Origin of the sequence: Janthinobacterium glycogeni (genome assembly GCF_051380725.1) — a bacterium.
In the GTDB taxonomy this organism is placed as follows: domain Bacteria; phylum Pseudomonadota; class Gammaproteobacteria; order Burkholderiales; family Burkholderiaceae_D; genus Janthinobacterium.
Genome location: NZ_JBNYXP010000009.1, coordinates 80572 through 96358 on the forward strand (window position 1 = coordinate 80572; position 15787 = coordinate 96358).

At 66.7% G+C, this 15787-nt stretch carries 12 protein-coding genes; 2 read left to right on the forward strand and 10 right to left on the reverse strand.

The genetic code is table 11. The annotated features are described in order from the left end of the window. The first annotated feature begins 3 nt into the window (after nt 1-3). The gene (locus ACQ4W4_RS20450; protein ID WP_436543508.1) at nt 4-2520 is read left to right on the forward strand and encodes an ATP-binding protein; all 2517 of its coding nucleotides are present in this window, start codon (nt 4-6) and stop codon (nt 2518-2520) included. A gap of 53 nt (nt 2521-2573) precedes the next feature. Here the strand turns inward: ACQ4W4_RS20450 and ACQ4W4_RS20455 are convergent, their stop codons facing one another. Continuing rightward, the gene (locus tag ACQ4W4_RS20455) at nt 2574-3125 is read right to left on the reverse strand and encodes a hypothetical protein (RefSeq protein ID WP_436543509.1); all 552 of its coding nucleotides are present in this window, start codon (nt 3123-3125) and stop codon (nt 2574-2576) included. A 185-nt stretch (nt 3126-3310) separates the two neighbouring features. On the opposite strand from ACQ4W4_RS20455, the gene ACQ4W4_RS20460 reads away from it, so the two are divergent. Then, the gene (locus tag ACQ4W4_RS20460) at nt 3311-4297 is read left to right on the forward strand and encodes a magnesium and cobalt transport protein CorA (RefSeq protein ID WP_436543640.1); all 987 of its coding nucleotides are present in this window, start codon (nt 3311-3313) and stop codon (nt 4295-4297) included. Nucleotides 4298-4514: 217 nt separating this feature from the next. Here the strand turns inward: ACQ4W4_RS20460 and ACQ4W4_RS20465 are convergent, their stop codons facing one another. The 9 genes from ACQ4W4_RS20465 to ACQ4W4_RS20505 all read right to left on the reverse strand — a co-directional run bounded on the left by ACQ4W4_RS20465 (nt 4515) and on the right by ACQ4W4_RS20505 (nt 15737). Next, a complete protein-coding gene (locus tag ACQ4W4_RS20465; RefSeq protein WP_436543510.1) occupies nt 4515-5213 on the reverse strand; it encodes an alpha/beta hydrolase in 699 nt (232 codons plus the stop codon). Nucleotides 5214-5293: 80 nt separating this feature from the next. Further along, on the reverse strand, nt 5294-5680 hold the full coding sequence (locus tag ACQ4W4_RS20470; RefSeq protein WP_436543511.1) for a hypothetical protein: 387 nt from the start codon (nt 5678-5680) through the stop codon (nt 5294-5296). A gap of 94 nt (nt 5681-5774) precedes the next feature. Further along, entirely contained in the window at nt 5775-6620 is an 846-nt protein-coding gene (locus ACQ4W4_RS20475; protein ID WP_436543512.1) for a universal stress protein, read from the reverse strand. A 24-nt stretch (nt 6621-6644) separates the two neighbouring features. Beyond that, on the reverse strand, nt 6645-8450 hold the full coding sequence (locus ACQ4W4_RS20480; RefSeq protein ID WP_436543513.1) for a PHA/PHB synthase family protein: 1806 nt from the start codon (nt 8448-8450) through the stop codon (nt 6645-6647). A 62-nt stretch (nt 8451-8512) separates the two neighbouring features. Further along, a complete protein-coding gene (locus tag ACQ4W4_RS20485) occupies nt 8513-12007 on the reverse strand; it encodes a PAS domain S-box protein (protein WP_436543514.1) in 3495 nt (1164 codons plus the stop codon). Next, nucleotides 12004-13146, reverse strand: coding sequence for an FIST signal transduction protein (locus tag ACQ4W4_RS20490; RefSeq protein WP_436543515.1), 1143 nt, complete (start codon nt 13144-13146; stop codon nt 12004-12006). The genes ACQ4W4_RS20485 and ACQ4W4_RS20490 overlap by 4 nt, the downstream gene beginning before the upstream one ends. A gap of 13 nt (nt 13147-13159) precedes the next feature. Continuing rightward, the gene (locus ACQ4W4_RS20495; protein ID WP_436543516.1) at nt 13160-14218 is read right to left on the reverse strand and encodes an HD domain-containing phosphohydrolase; all 1059 of its coding nucleotides are present in this window, start codon (nt 14216-14218) and stop codon (nt 13160-13162) included. Nucleotides 14219-14270: 52 nt separating this feature from the next. Next, nucleotides 14271-14774: a chemotaxis protein CheW gene (locus ACQ4W4_RS20500; protein WP_436543517.1), complete on the reverse strand. Its 504-nt coding sequence runs from the start codon at nt 14772-14774 to the stop codon at nt 14271-14273. A 60-nt stretch (nt 14775-14834) separates the two neighbouring features. Beyond that, the gene (locus tag ACQ4W4_RS20505; protein WP_436543518.1) at nt 14835-15737 is read right to left on the reverse strand and encodes a GGDEF domain-containing protein; all 903 of its coding nucleotides are present in this window, start codon (nt 15735-15737) and stop codon (nt 14835-14837) included. Between the last annotated feature and the right edge of the window lie 50 nt (nt 15738-15787).

Below are 15787 nucleotides of genomic sequence, written 5' to 3' on the forward strand. Positions count from 1 at the left end.
ACCATGAAAATCGTCACGCGCTTCAAGCTGGCCGAACTGTTTTGCGTGCTGCTCGTGGCCATCATCGTCGCCGTGCTGTTTTCCACCACCATGGCGATGCAGCGCGAACTGGCGAAGAACAAGGCGGCGGCCGATATCCTGCAAGCAGTCACGTCGCTGCGCTACCTGTCGATCGAATATGCGCTGCACCATGGCGCGCGCACCCGCGCCCAGTGGCAGCTGCGCAGCGAGTCGCTGTCCACGGGCCTGCTGGCCACGCCCGCCTTCAACGGCGACGAAGAGCGCAAGCTGCTGCGCGAATTGCAGGGCGACCTGGCAAGCGTGGGCGGCCTGTTCAACCTGTTCGTCGCGAATCACCGCGAGCTGGGACAGGACCCGCAGCGGCGCGAGGTGCTGGGCGAGCTGGAGTCGCGCCTGTCCGGCCAGATCATGGGCAAGGTGCAGGGCATGATCTCGGACGCGATGCGGCTGTCCGAATTGAGCCGGCAAGGCGTGCTCGATGCGCAGCAGCGGGCCAACGTGGCTGTGATGCTGTTTGGCGGCATGATCATCGCGCTGGTGGCCGGTTTGATCTATTTCACCATGACCAGCGTCACGGGACCGCTGGAAAAGCTGCGCCAGGGCACCCTGATCGTCGGCGCAGGCAAGCTCGATTTTGTGCTCGGCGTGCATACCAGGAATGAAATCGGCGACCTGGCGCGCGCCTTCGACGGCATGACGGAAAAGCTGCGCCGCACCACCGTCTCGCGCGACGAGCTCGCGCACACGAATGCCGCCCTGGAAACGCAGATCGCCGAACGCGAGCTGGCCGAGCGCAAGGTGCATGAACAGCTCGAGCGCCTGAACCTGCTGCAGCAGATCACGCGCTCGATCGGCGAGCGGCAGGATTTGCGCAGCATTTTCCAGGTGGTGGTGCGCAGCCTGGAAGAGCAGCTGCCCATCGATTTCAGCTGCATCTGCCTGTACGAACCGGCGCAGCACGCGCTGCAGGTGACGTGCGTGGGCGTGCGCAGCGAAGCGCTGGCGCTATCGTTCATGATGAGCGAACACGCGCACATTCCCATCGACGAGAACGGCCTGTCGAGCTGCGTGCGCGGCAAGCTCGTGTATGAAGCCGACATCGCCGAAGTGGCGTTTCCGTTTCCGCAGCGCCTGGCGCAAGGGGGGCTGCGCGGCCTCGTCATGGCGCCGCTGCTGGCCGAAAACACGGTCTTCGGCATCCTGATCGTGGCGCGCCGCGCCGCGCACAGCTTTACCAGCGGCGAGTGCGAATTCCTCAGTCAGCTGAGCGAACACGTGGCGCTGGCCGCCAACCAGGCGCGGCTCTACGGGGCGCTGCAGCGCGCGTATGACGATTTACGCCAGACGCAGCAGTCTGCGATGCAGCAGGAACGCCTGCGCGCGCTGGGCCAGATGGCCAGCGGCATCGCGCACGACATCAATAACGCCATTTCCCCTGTCGCCCTGTACACCGAGTCCTTGCTGGAGACGGAAACCAATCTCAGTGTGCAGGGCCGGCATTGCCTGGAAGTGATCGAACGCGCCATCGACGACGTGGCCGCCACCGTGGCGCGCATGCGCGAATTCTACCGCCAGCGCGAACCGCAACTGGCGCTCTCGCCCATCGACGCGAACCTGGTGGTGCAGCAGGTGCTGGACCTGACGCGCGCGCGCTGGAGCGACATGCCGCAGCAGCGCGGCATCGTCATCGCCCTGCGCACGGAGCTGGCGGACGGCCTGCCTATGCTGCCCGGCAGCGCGGGCGAGCTGCGCGAAGCGCTGACGAACCTGGTCTTCAACGCCATCGACGCCATGCCGGAAGGCGGCACCCTGAGCGTGCGCACCAGCTGCATCGGCGCGCCGGGCGAGGCGGCGCGCCAGGTACGGATAGAAGTAGCCGACACGGGCATCGGCATGGACGACAATACGCGCCGCCGCTGCCTGGAACCGTTTTTCACCACCAAGGGCGAGCGTGGCACGGGTCTGGGCCTGGCCATGGTGTACGGCATGATGGAGCGCCATGGCGCCAGCATCGACATCGTCACGGCGCCGGGGCAGGGCACGGCGGTGCGCCTGGTTTTTCCCGCCTGCGCCGCGGACGAGGGGCAGCAAGCGCCCGACATGGCTCACGTTGTGCCGCCGCGCCTGCGCATCCTCGTGGTGGACGACGACCCGATGGTGCTCAAGTCCCTGCGCGACATCCTGGAAATCGATGGCCACGACGTGGTGTCGGCCGATGGGGGCCAGGCCGGCATCGACTGCTTCCTGGCCGCGCGCGACAGGCACGAGGATTTTGCCGTGGTCATCACGGACCTGGGCATGCCTCACGTGGACGGGCGCAAGGTGGCCAGCGCCGTGCGCCGCTGCTCGCCGGCCATGCCCATCATCATGCTCACGGGCTGGGGCCAGCGCCTGGCGGCCGACAGCGATTATCCCGAGCACGTCAACTGCGTGCTGGGCAAGCCGCCCCGGCTGAAGGAATTGCGGCGCGCCCTGAATGCGGTCATTTCGACGGGGTAGGGGGAGGGAAGGGCAAGGCTGTCAGCGCCTTGCCGGCTTGCTGGCAGGGGGCACTATACTTTCGTGCAAGTCGTTTCGGTAATATCCAGGTTCGCGGCCTTGCCGCTGGCATCCGAGAAGACCGTGTCATACAGGAATTGTACCGCGTAATCTTTCACCACCAGGTTGCCGCTGGCATTCAGGCGGAATTCCCGGCCCCGTCCAATCGGCGCATCTTGCGTGCTATAAATGCCGGCATAGCCGATTTTATCGGCAAGGTGGATCACCGGATAGATGCGGTCGTTGACCAATCGGCTGGCAAGATTGCCGGCGCCGCCATAATGCGCGGTATCGGGGCCGGTGATGATGCCTTGGTTTAAGGATAGCGTTTGTGCCGATGCCCCCAGATAAGGGTAGTAGGCGAGGCCCGATATCTGCAAGGTATCGCCGGCGCCGGCGGCGATCTGTCCCAGCGTTGGCGAACCAGTTGCGCATTTCCACTTGCCGTCCAATGTACCGCTGCTGATGGCCGCGGTGACCGATGGCGCGGGTGCGGCATCGCCACCACCTCCGCCGCCACAGGCGGAGAGCGTGGTTGCAAGTAGAGTGATAATAATTTTTTTCATAGTAGGATCAGTGATGCCGGCAAGGCGTGCCGTGGCGCGCCGTGATTCTACGGATATTTCCACAGGGAAAACTCACGAATTGTCACATGGCTCAATGTCAATGGGAACGCTGGATCGGCATCGAAATCATGGTCTTTCCGCTATACTGGCCCCCCCAATATTGCCGCCATCAGCCGAAAATCACCATGGACTTGAGTACCCACGCCGCCGTCGTCAATTGCGAAGCCTACCGCGACGGCAGGAAGATCGCCCACTTCGACATCGACAAGGTGGGCGACTTTCTCGGCGACCCCGATTGTTTCGTGTGGATCGGCATGGCCGGCCCCGACGTCGCGGCCATGCAGGCGCTGCAATCGGCCTTCGGCTTGCACGAGCTGGCCGTCGAGGATGCGCAGGGCGCGCACGAGCGGCCCAAGCTGGAAGAGTACGGCGACACCCTGTTCATGGTGATGCACACGGCCACCCTGGACGGCGAGGCCATCGCCTATGGCGAAACCCACGTCTTTCTCGGCCCCCGCTTCATCATCACGGTGCGCCACGGCCCCTCGGCCGGCTATGCGAAGCTGCGCGAACGCAAGGAAAGCGTGCCCGAGAAACTGGCCAGCGGCCCCGGCTACGTGCTGTATTCCATCATCGATTTCATCGTCGACCAGTACCAGCCCTGCATCGACCATCTGCAGGCGCGCTTCCAGCACCATGAATTGCAGCTGTTCAAGCCCAGCCTGAGCGAAGACAAGCTGCAGGATTTCTACCAGCTCAAGACGGAGCTGCTGAAGCTGGATTCCGCCGTCAATCCCCTGCACGACATCTGCACCCAGCTGATCCGTTTCCATGGCGACATCGTGCCCAAGGAAAACCGCATCTATTACCGCGACATTCTCGACCACGTGAAACGGGTCACGCACACGGCGGGGCAGATGCGCGAGCTGGTCAATTCGGCCATGCAGGTGGCGCTGGGGCAAATCTCGATCCGCCAGAACGAAGTCGTCAAGCGCCTGGCCGCCTGGGCCGCCATCCTGGCCGTGCCCACCATGGTCTTCAGCCTGTACGGCATGAACTTCGAGTTCATGCCGGAACTGAAGTGGCGCGGCAGCTATCCGGCCGTGATCGTCGTCATCATCGCCGGCTGCTGGTGGCTGCACCGGCGCCTGAAGCGCGAAGGCTGGCTGTAGCGGCGGCGCCGTGCCGCCATGCAAATATTGGAGAGTTTTGCCGCGCAATTGACTGCTACGATGAAATAGCATGGCGAAGGCGGTCGATGGCAGGTGGCTGAACCTCCTTGGCGTGGATAGCGTGTCCGGCCGGCGCCGTACCCCATGGCCGCCGGCGTGGAGCATATCGCCTGTCCTGCGCCACAAGGCTCCTGATTTCCAGGGGCCTTCTTTTTGCCTATGCTCCGGCCACCGCCGCAGCCGCTTCCAGGATCAGCGCCGCCACTTCCACGGGGCGCGAGGCCAGCGAGGCGTGGCTGGCGTTCAGCGTGATGACCTTGCGGGCGTTCAGGCGCGCCGCCATGCGTTCCTGGTTGACGGGGGAAATCATGCGGTCGGCGCTGGACACCTGATACCAGCTGGGTTGATGTTTCCAGGCCGGGTCGCTGACGGTGTCGCCGAACGTGCTGGCCAGCGGCGCTTTCTGCACCACGCCCAGCACGGCGCCTTCTTCCGCATCGAGGTCCTGGCAGAAGCTGTCATGGTATTGCTCGGGCTTGACCCACAGGTAGCCGTCGCTGTCGCCTTCCAGGCTGGCCGCACCGAGAGGCGGGTGCTCCTGCGTGATGCTGCCCGGGCTTTCGCCCGCGTCGGGGGCGAAGGCGGCGATGTACACGAGACCCGCCACATTCGGCGCGTTGCCGGCCACGCTGATGACGGCGCCGCCGTAGGAGTGGCCTACCAGCAATACCGGGCCGTCCACCTGCGCCACCATCTTGCGCGTGCGCTCGGCGTCGTCGGCCAGCGACGTCAAGGGCAGTTCGACGGCGCGGATGGCCGTGTGGCCCTGGCGCCGCAATTCGAGGATGACGCGGCTCCAGTGGGCGGCGCCGCCCCAGAAACCGTGGACGAGGACAATCGTGACTTGCTTGCTCATGCGGATACTCCTTGGGGCGAGGTAAACGGCGAAGACCGCGCCGTGACCGACTGCTCACTGCGCGGCGGGCAATTGCACGCTCATTGTAGACCTTCCCAGCGCATGGCCTCGATGGCATCGACCACGGTGCTTTCATGCTCGATGAAGAAGTCGCGGTGGAAACCGTCGCGTATCACCAGGCGGCGGCTGCCGGGAAGGGCGGCCGCCAGGCTGTCGAACGCGCAGGCGTTGGCGCCCAGACCGGCAAGCAGCACGATCACGTCGTCGCCTGCGCCCCCCTGTGCTGACGACCAGTCGCGCACATGCAGGCTGACGCCGGGGGCGACGGCGATCTGCCGGTCCGTCGCGCGGGCGCTGTACGGTAAGCCGCTGCCGCCGCAGGCGGCCACGGTGGCCAACGCCGCTGTGCCCAGCAAAAGCAGGCGGCGGGTGTGGCAATGCGTGCTGGCGTCGGGTGTATTGCTCATGCTGTACTCCTGGGGGGCATGAGCAGTATCGGCGCCGCGCATGAAGCACGGATGAGGGGCCGGTGAAGGACGGCTGAAGGTTTTCCCGGCCGCGCTAGTGCGACACCAGCACCGGCAACGTCATCTCTTGCAGCACCGTGCGCGTGACGCCGCCCAGCAGCGCCTCGCGCAGGCGCATGTGGCCGTAGCAGCCCATCACGACCAGGTCGCACTGGCGTTGCGCTGCCATGGCCAGCAGGGCCGCGCCCACGTCCTGGCCCGGCGGCGTGTCGTGCTGCAGCACCTCGACGTTGACGCCGTGGCGCGCCAGGTACAGGGCCAGGTCGGCGCCCGGCTGCTCGCCGTGCGCGGCAGGCTGGGCGTGCGAATTGACGACGGCCAGGGTCACTTGCCGGGCCCGTTGCAGCAGCGGCAGCGCGTCGGTGATGGCGCGCAGCGCTTCGGCGCTGCCGTTCCAGGCCAGCAGCGGATGCTGCGCGATGGCCGCTGGCACGGCGCAAGGCGCGTGCGGCACCATCAGCACGGGCCGGCCGCAATGGAGCATCAGGTATTCGGCCGTGCCGGCGATGACGCGCGACGGCGTATCCTGCGCATCCGTCTGGCCCAGGATCAGCAGGTCGCAATAGCGCGCCTGCAGCAGCAGCGCGCCTTGCGCGTCGTCATCGACGAAGCGCGTTTCGTAGGTGCCCAGGCCTTCCTCGCGGGCGATGCGCTCGAAATCGTGCAAGGCCTCGCTGGCCTGCGTGCGCAGCGCCTGCATCTGCGCCGGCGCAAACTGCAGCGCGTTGACGCCGCCGCCATACGCGTAGCGCGAGATGCCGCTCATGGCCGAACCGATCAGGTGCGCGCCTTCGGCAACGGCCAGGCGCGCGGCCAGGCGGATGCGCTGGGCGCAGTGGCGGGAATTGTCGACGTGGACCAGCAGGGTGGTGTAGGGCATGGCGTTTTCCTCGGTAGTTGGTTGTCAGGTCTGCAGCACGTAGCTGCCTGGCGCATCGCCCAGGTCGGGTCCCATGGCCGGCGGCGCCGCTTGCGCGCCCGGGCGCTGCGCCAGCCAGGCTTGCCAGGCGGGCCACCACGAACCGTCATGGTGCGGCACCTCGCGCTGCCAGCTGTCCGCGTCGATGTAGGACGCATCGTGGCGGTGCGTGGCCAGCTGATAGCTGCGGTGCGGCTGGCCCGGCGGCGAGACCACGCCCGCATTGTGGCCGCCCGAAGTGAGCAAAAAAGTGACGTCGGTGTCGGTCAGCAGCTGCAGCTTGTACACGGAGCGCCACGGCGCCACGTGGTCCGTCAGGGTGCCGACGGCGAAGATGGGCGCCTTGATGTCGGGCAGGGCGATGTGGCGGCCCGCCGTGCGGTAGCGCCCTTCGGCCAGGTCGTTGTGCAGGAACAGACGGCGCAGGTATTCCGAATGCATGCGGCAGGGCATGCGCGTGGCGTCCGCATTCCAGGCCATCAGGTCGCTGTCCTGCTCGTCGAGGCCCAGCAGATAATGGCGCAGCTGACGCGACCAGATCAGGTCGTTCGAGCGCAGCAGCTGGAAGGCGCCCGCCATCTGTTTCGTATCGAGGTAGCCCTGCTTCCACATGGCCGCTTCCAGGAAGCTGACCTGGCTCTCGTCGATGAACAGCGACAGTTCGCCCGGTTCCTTGAAATCGACCTGCGAGGCCAGCATGGTCAGGCTGGCCAGGCGCATATCGCCGTCGCGCGCCATCGTCGCGGCGGCGATCGCCAGCAGGGTGCCGCCCAGGCAGTAGCCGGCCGCGTGCACCTGCGGCGCGCCCGTGATGCGCACGACGGCGTCGAGCGCCTCCATCACGCCCAGCTGGCGGTAGTCTTCCAGCGACAGCTCGCGGTCTTCTTCCTGCGGATTTTTCCAGGAAATCATGAACACCGTGTGGCCCTGGGCCACCAGGTAGCGCACCAGCGAATTGTGCGGCGACAGGTCGAGAATATAGAACTTCATGATCCACGCCGGCAGGAACAGCAGGGGCGTCGCATGCACGCTGGCGGTCGTGGGCGCGTACTGTATCAATTCGATCAAGTCGTTGCGGTAAACCACCTTGCCCGGCGTGACGGCCACGTTCACGCCCGCTTTATACGTGCGCTGGTCGCGCGCGTGCGGCCCCAGGGCGGCGCGCTGCCAGTCCTCGGCCGCGTGGGTCATGCCGCGCGCCAGGTTGGCGCCGCCGCTTTCCAGGGTCGCTTGCTGCACCACGGGATTGGTCAGCAGGAAGTTCGACGGCGCCAGCATGTCGAGCCACTGGCGCACGGTGAAGGTGACGACATCCTCGTGGTGCGGCGCGACGCCGCGCACGCCCGTGGTGGCGCGGTGCCACCATTGCTGCTGCAGCAAGAAGCCCTGGTAGACCAGGTTGTAGGGCCAGCGCTGCCAGGCCGGGTCTTCGAAGCGCCGGTCCTGCGGCAGCGGCGCGATGCACGGCGGCTCGGCGGCGCCGCCAGCCATGGCCGATTGCATGGCGTACTGTTGCCAGCGGCCGATCTTCTTCCACGCTTCCTGCAGCAGGGTTTGCTGTTTCGAAGGCGCCAGCGCCAGGTGGCTGAGCCAGTCGGCATACGCGTTGCCCAGCGCGGCCGGCGAAATGCCGCCCGTGAACTTGCCCAGCCAGGCGTTCAGCAGCAGGTCCAGGGTGGCGCCCTCCGGCGCGGTTTCCGGATAGTCGGGCGCCGGCACGCCTTGCCAGGCGCTGCCCAGGCGCTCATGCTCCACGTTGTGCTGCGCATTGCTCGGCTGCGTCTTGCTCATCCACGGCTCCTGTCATTTTTTGACAGGATAGCAAGAGCTTGTTTAAAAAATTATGATCTACATCAAGTTTGTCCGGATGCGTGCAGCATGTGGCTTGCCGCCTGGATGGCCGCGTCCGTTTCCTGCACAAACAGCCGCAGCTGCTCGTCCAGCGCATCGAGCCGCGCCAGCAACGCGCCCTGCGGCGCCTTTGCCGCTTCGCGCTCGATGGCGGCGGCGATGGCGACGGCCGGCGCGGCGCGGAAGTTGGCCAGCAGGCCGGCCAGGGTGTGGGCTTGCCGGCTCACGGTGGGCCGGTCGCCTTCCTGCAGGGCCGCCCGCAAGGCCGCCAACTGCGCCGGCAAGGCGGTCAGGAACGATGCGCCGATGATGCCGATCACGTCGGCGTCGGCCTGGGCCAGCGCGGCGCCATAGCCGAAGCGCGGCGTGTGCTTGTTTATTTGCGACACATGCTGCTCGATCAGGCTGTGGAAGGCGGCCGCGCGGAACGGCTTGGACAGGTAGTCGTCCATGCCGCCGGCGATGCAGCGTTCGCGGTCGCCTTCGAGGGCGCTGGCCGTCATGGCGATGATGACGCTTCGCGGCATGCCTTGCGCTTCGCGCGCGCGTATCTGCGCGGTGGCTTCGAAACCGCCCATTTCCGGCATTTGCAGGTCCATCAGGATCATGTCGAAATGGCCGGCGGCCTGGCAATCGAGGGCGATGCGGCCGTTTGCCGCATGCGTGACGCGGTGGCCCGCGTTCGACAGCAGCACGGTGGCCAGTTCGCGGTTCATGGCGTTGTCCTCGACGAGCAGGATGTCCAGGCCGGGCGTGTCTTCGCGTGCGGTCTGGCGCGTCGCCACGGGCGCGGCGCTGGGCATGCCGCGGCAGGTGCCCAGCACGCTCATGGTGATGGCCAGCAATTCCTCGGGACTGGCAGGCTTGAGCAGGTAGCCGTCGATGCCCAGTTCGCGGCAGCGCGCCGCGTCGCCCAGGCTGCCGCAGGACGACAGCACGACGACGGGCACCTGGCTCCAGTGGGGCAGGGCGGACAGCGCCGATGCCGTGTCGAAGCCATTCATGCCGGGCATGGCGAAGTCCATGATGATGCAGTCCGCCGGCAAGGCGCCGCAGCAGTGCTCCAGCGCCGCCTCGCCGGACTCGCAGGCCGTGACCTTGGCGCCGCTGTGCTCGAAGATCCGGCGCAGGATGGTCAGGCTGCTGGGATTGTCGTCGACCAGCAGGATGCCGCGTCCCGCCAGCGAGGCGCCGGGCGGCGGCAAGGGCTGCTGTTCGCCGATGGGCAAGGCCAGGTCCACGCTGAAGCAGCTGCCCTTGCCCAGTTCGCTCGACAGGCCGATGCGGCCTCCCATCATCGTCACCAGACGGCGCGTGATCGACAGGCCCAGGCCCGTGCCGCCGAAGCGCCGCGTGGTCGAGCCGTCTTCCTGCTGGAAGGCGTCGAAGACGGCCTCCTGCATGTCGGCGGCGATGCCGATGCCGGTGTCGCGCACGCACAGGTGCAGGCGGGCCATGCCGTCGCCGCTGGCGCGCAGCCGTGCGCTGACGACCACTTCGCCCTGCGGCGTGAACTTGATGGCGTTGCCCGCCAGGTTGGTCAGCACCTGGCGCAGCCGGCCCGGGTCGCCGAGCAGGGTGTGCGGCAGCGCGGGATCGACGTCGAGCACCAGTTCCAGGCCGCTGGCCTGCGCCCGCATGGCGTGGGCGCGCATGGTTTCCTGCAGCAACCGGTGCAGGTCGAAGGGGATGCTTTCCAGAGTCAGCATGCCCGCCTCGATCTTCGAGAAATCGAGGATGTCGTTGATGATGCACAGCAGGGCGTCGGCCGAGGCCTTGACGATTTCCAGGTACTTGCGCTGGTGGGCATCGAGGTCGGAATCGAGCACCAGGTCCGTCATGCCCAGGATGCCGTTCATCGGCGTGCGGATCTCGTGGCTCATGTTGGCCAGAAATTCGCTCTTCGAGCGGCTGGCCGATTCGGCCACTTCCTTGGCCAGCAGCAGCGCGCGCTCGGCCGCCTTTTGACTGGAAATGTCGACGATGGTGCCCACCAGGCCGTGCAGGCTGCCGTCGGACTTCAGCAGGGCCGCCTTGCTGCACAGGACATCGACCTGCCGCGTGCCGACGATCAACCGGTCTTCGTATGTGTGGTTGCCCCGGTCCTGCAGCAGGTCCAGGTCGTGCTGCCGCGCTTGCTGCGCCTCTTGCGGCGGCAGGATATCGGCCACCGTCAGGCCCGGGATGCGCGCCTGGTCGAGATGGAAGAAGGCGCAAAAGGCGCGGTTGGCGCGCAGGTAGCGGCCGTGCACGTCCTTCAGGTACAAAGGGATAGGGATGGTCTCGATCAGCGCATCGACGAAGTTGAGGTTGTGCCGCAGCTCGCGCGCCGCCTGGCGCCGCTCCGTGATGTCCGTCAGACTGCCGGTGATGCCGGCCAGCTGCCCCAGGCCGTCGCGTTCGGCGCGCGCGCACACGTCGATCCAGCGCACGTCGCCGTCGCGCGTGACATAGCGCGCTTCATGGCGCATGCTGTCCACCTGGCCGCCCAGCAACTGGGACAGGCCGGCTGCGGCGCGCTCGCGGTCGCGCGCATCGACGAATTGCAGCACGCTCCTGCCCAGGCTGTCGGCGGCGTCGAAGCCGGTGATGGTGTGCCAGGCGGGATTGAGGAAGGTCCAGGCGCCGTGCAGGTCCGTGCGGAAGACCACCTCGTTGAGGCTGTTGACGACGTTGCGGTATTCGCGCTCGCTTTTCGCGATGGTCTCGGCCATGCGCTTGCTGTCGCTGATTTCCGTGCGGATGGCGATGTACTGATAGGGCTTGCCGGCCGCGTCGAGAAAGGGCACGATGGTGGCGTCGACCCAGTACTGCCCGCCATCCTTGGCGTGGTTGCAGATTTCGCCGTGCCAGACCTGGCCGGCCGTGATGGTTTGCCACATCTGCGCAAAGAAGGCGTCAGGATGCGTGTGGGAATTGATCAGGCGGTGCGTCTGGCCGACCAGCTCTTCGCGCGCAAATCCGCTGATGGCGCAGAATTTGTCGTTGACGTAGATGATGACGCCGGCCGTGTCGGTGATGCTGACAATGGCGTGCTGGTCCATCGCAAAGCGCTGGTTCTGCAATTCGATGCGGCGCAGTTCCTGCTGCGACACCAGCTCGGCCAGCAGCACCGACAGTCCCTCGATATCGCCTTCCTGCGGCAGGTGCAGGCCGGAATCGTCGTTGTCGAGCAGGCGCACGGCCGCCACGCGCAGCGACTGGATCACGCGGTTGCGGCTGGCCAGTTCCGTGCGCAGCAGGTCATTCGTCATGCTCAGCTCGTTCGAGCTCAGTTCCAGGCTGCGCGAGCGCAAGTCCAGGTCGCGGTCGGACTGTTCGTAGGCGCCGTCGATGCGCTGCAGCAGGGCTGGCAAGCCGGCCAGGAAACCGGCCAGTTCGGGCGGCGTGTCCGCTTTCCCGCACAGTGCCTGCGCCTGTTCCAGCAAGGCGGCGCAGGCACGCTCCGAGTCGATGTCGCAGACGCGGTGCAATTGGCGTGCCAGGGTGCGGTTCATGCTTCGCTCAACACAGTCACGGTCATCGTCTGGTTGTGCAGCTGGCATGCGCCATGGGGCTGGGCGATGCCGATTTCGCCGTTCGAGTAAAAACCGGCGATACAGGCCGCGCCGCCCAGCAGGTCGGCCACCGCTTCGACCTCTTCCTCGACCCGGTCACCCATCACCAGCTTGCGGCCCACGCAGCTGACCAGCAGGGCCAGCTGGTCGCCCTGCGCATCGGCATGGGGCACGACGCCGCGCGCGGCCGTTTCGGCCCCGTCGATCAGCCGGTTGGTACTGGAATGCATGAGCTTCAGGTAGCCGTCGGCGAGAATGTCGCCGGCCAGGGTCAGCGAACCCTGTTCCTCGTCGACGGCGAGGATGGTGCGGAAGACATTGCTTTTTTCATGCGCGGCCGTGAGCATTTCAAACGGGAACAGCAGGCCCGAAGCGGGCAGATCGCGCGCATGGTCGCCCAGGTACAGCTTGTAGATGTCGAGCGCCCGCGCGCCATCGAGGCCATACAGCACGTTGTCGACGCAGCGCGTCACCTTGCGCGCGGGGCCGAACGCCTCCCAGCCCGCATGGCTGCCGTAGCCGAGGCGGATATGCTCGCCGTACAGGCCGACGGCGACGATGGTATTGTCGGCCGCGCCGCGCGGACCCAGCGTCCACGTCTGGCGGAAGGCGCCGCCGTCCGCCGCCAGCCCGCCCGACACCGTCACGCCCGGCGGCAGGTTCGCCTGCAGGCCGGCGATAAGCGCGCTGCCGTTGATGGCCACGCCCGTGCCCAGCATGAAGACGGCCGTCAGACCGTCCTGCGGCAGCGCCTGCGCCAGGCGCTCGCCCGCCTCGTGCGAGTCCGCCATATCGCAGATGATGGCGTCGGCAATCGCCACCGTCGTGTGGGCGAAGCGGATGGCGGTGATGACGCAGCTGTCGTCGTAGACGCGCTTGCCGGCGATCTCGCCTGCCGTGGAGCAGCCGGCGATGACGGCGCCGGGCAGCTGGCGGCGCAGCGCCGCGCTCAGGTCGGGCGTGGCAAAGTAGGGGCAGGCGCCGAAGACCAGCACCAGGTCGGGCGCCATGGCGGCCAGGGGCGCCAGGGCGGCATCGAAGTCGGCATGGTGTTTCAGGATCAGTTGTTGCACGCGCATGGCGGCTCCTCGCTTACAGTGGGTGGGTGTGTTGAGGGACGGGGTCGGGCAGGCTGTCGCGGATGACGAGCACCTCGTCCCAGGCGCCCAGGAAGGCGTCGATGCACAGCGGGCAGAAATGGCTGCCCCGGTTTTGCTCCAGGTACTGGCGCGCCTCGGCCAACGGCCAGGCCGGCTTGTACGGCCGCTCCGAACTCAGTGCGTCGAAGACGTCGGCCACGGCGACGATGCGCGCCGACAGCGGTATCTGCTCTTTCGCCAGGCCGTCCGGATAGCCGCTGCCGTCGTATTTTTCGTGGTGGCCGCAGGCGATTTCCTCGGCCAGGCGGATCAGCGGCGAGTCGCTGCCGGCGAGGATATGGCCGCCGATTTTCGCGTGCTGGCGCATGATGGCCATCTCATCGGGGTCCAGCCGCCCCGGCTTGAGCAGGATATGGTCGGGCGTGGCCAGCTTGCCCACGTCGTGCATGGGCGCCGCCTTGAGCAGCAGGTCTTGCCATTGTGCGTCGAGGCCCAGTTCCCTGGCTATCAGCGCCGAGTAGCGCGCCATGCGCATGATGTGGGCGCCCGTTTCAGGGTCGCGGAATTCGGCCGCCCGCGCCAGGCGCGTGACCAGTTCCATTTCCCTGGCCGTGACGTTGGCGATGGCCTGTTCCACTTCGTGTTCGAGCAGCTTGGCGCGGTCGGCCAGCATGGTTTGCGCCGTGCGCAGGGCCAGCAGATTGCGCACGCGCAGGCTGAACTCGATGGTGTCGACGGGCTTGGTGAGAAATTCCGTCACGCCCAGCGAAAAAGCCTGCTTGCGCACGGCGTGGTCGTTTTCCGTGGTCACCATGATGATGGGAATGTTCGCCATACCCGGCATCTTGCGGAAAATGCTGAGGAATTCATTGCCCGACAGGCTGGGCATCCGGTAATCGAGCAAGACCAGGTCCGGCACGTGCGATTCGCACCAGTACAGTGCATCGACGGGATCGTTCATGCAGACAGGTTCGATGCTGCTGGCCTTGCCCGCCAGGGTCGCCAGCAGGCTCAGGTTGGTGTCGTTGTCATCGACGATCAGGATGCTCATGGTATCTCCGGCGGATGGCGGTCAGGTGGCGGGCGGGACGGCGACAGCCGGCTCAGGCGGCCAGCTTGCCCATGGCGTGCATGCCCAGGTCCGCCAGCAGGCTGTCCATGTTCAGCACGATGAGCATGCGCTCGTCGAGGGCGCCGATGGCCGTCACATGGCCGGCCATGGCCGAGCCGTGCAGCTGCGGCGGGGGCTTGATCTGCGCAGGCGTCAGCGGCACCACGTCGGCCACGCGGTCGACCACGACGCCGATGGCGCCATGCGCGAAGACGAGGATGATCACCACCGTCGAGGCGTCGTACGCGGGCTCGGCCTGGCCCAGCGCGATGCGCAGGTCGGCCAGCGGCACGATGCTGCCGCGCAGGTGGATGAAACCCTTGAGGAAGGCGGGCGCATTGGCGATGCGGGTCACGGCGCCGTAGCCGCGGATTTCCTGCACCAGGCCGATGTCGATCGCGTATTCCTCCTTGCCCAGTCCGAAGACCAGCAATTCGCGGGCGCCCGCTTGCGCCGGTTGTCCCGCTGCCGCGGCATGTGTGGTGGTCGTTTCCATGTGCTTGCTCCTGTCAGGTGCTGCGTGATGCATGAAACTGCGAAGGGTGCCGGGCGGGATTCAAGCCTGCTCGACGCGGTTGCGGCCATTTTTCTTGGCCTGGTACAGGGCGGCGTCGGCCTGCATGAAGCCGGCCTTCCAGTCGCCGTCCGCTGGCAGCGGCGCCAGGCCGATGCTGATCGTCGCCGTGATGGGCGCGTGCTCGAAATCGATGCACGCCGCGGCCACGGCAAGGCGGATGCGCTCGGCCACCTGGCGCGCCTTGATCAGGTCCGTATGGGGGAACAGCAAGCCGAACTCCTCGCCGCCCACGCGGGCGACGACATCGGCCGCCCGTGCCTGGCTCAGGATCGTGGCCGCGATGGTTTGCAGGACCGCGTCGCCGGCCGCATGGCCATGCTGGTCGTTGACCAGCTTGAAGAAATCGATGTCGGCGATGCCGATGGTCAGCGGATGGCCCGAGCGCCTGGATCGCGCGGCGGCGCGGACGGCTTCGGTCTCGAAGGCGCGGCGGTTGGGCAGCTGGGTCAGAGGATCGCTGAGGGCGATGCGCTGCAATTGCTGCCAGCGGGCCGCATTCTGCTGTTCGAGGGCGAGTTCGCGGCGCTGGTCGATGAAGAAGGCGCCCATGAAGTTTTCGTCGTCCAGGGTGCCCAGGTCCATGGCCTTGAGCACGATGGGCAGCATCGTGCCATCGCGGTGTCGAATGGCGAAATGGCGCTTGTGGCCCAGCACCCTGGACTGCTTGTGGCCGGCCAGATATGCGCCGATCCGCGCGCCATGCTGCTCCCGCACGGCGTCGGGCAGCAGTGCCTCGATCTGTTGGCCCGGCAGGCTGCCCGTGGTGTAGCCGCTCAGCGCATACATGGCGTCGTTCGCATAGCGGATGCGCGAGCCTGCATCGATGATGACGGCGGCGTCGTCGGCTGCGTCGAGCAGGCGCAAGGCCAGGGTTTTGTTCATGTGCTTGTCCCCTACAAAGAAGGCGGAGATACCGGGCGATCAAGGACATC